The sequence below is a fragment of the Pseudomonas onubensis genome (assembly GCF_965653655.1).
GTDB lineage: Bacteria > Pseudomonadota > Gammaproteobacteria > Pseudomonadales > Pseudomonadaceae > Aquipseudomonas.
Genome location: NZ_CBFHAZ010000247.1, coordinates 1 through 470, shown reverse-complemented (window position 1 = coordinate 470; position 470 = coordinate 1). Strand labels below are relative to the sequence as shown.

The following is a 470-nucleotide window of genomic DNA, read 5'->3' as shown; positions in this document are numbered from 1 at the left end:
ATACTGTCTTATCCGCGAAACCGTCTATCCGCTTTCGCACCGCCACGGACGGTACAGCTTCAGTGAACTTTATGACGTCATGGCATTATGGAATAAAGGCGGTTTGACACATACTTTATCAGCAGAAGGATACGAAAAAAGCCAGCTGTTCTTCTTTGATACTGAAACGACCGGCCTCGGCGGCGGGGCAGGCAATATGATCTTTTTGCTCGGCCATGCAAGAGTGTCTGAAGACCGTGTCGCGGTTAAACAGCATCTGCTCCCTAAACCGGGAAACGAGACAGCTCTTTACAAAAGCTTTTTAAGTGAGGTTGACATTACGTCCCTTGTTACGTATAACGGAAAAGCCTTTGACTGGCCGCAGGTAAAAACCAGGCATACATTGCTGCGGGACAGGCTTCCGAAACTTCCTGACTTCGGGCACTTTGATCTTCTGCACGGGGCGAGACGGCTTTGGAAACATAAATTAG

The 470-nt window shown here is 48.7% G+C and carries 1 protein-coding gene; it reads left to right on the top strand.

The window, feature by feature from the left end; all coding sequences use genetic code 11:
• The coding region (locus ACTD9P_RS29805) for a ribonuclease H-like domain-containing protein (RefSeq protein WP_438870443.1) at window positions 1-470 on the top strand (470 nt) is incomplete at both ends.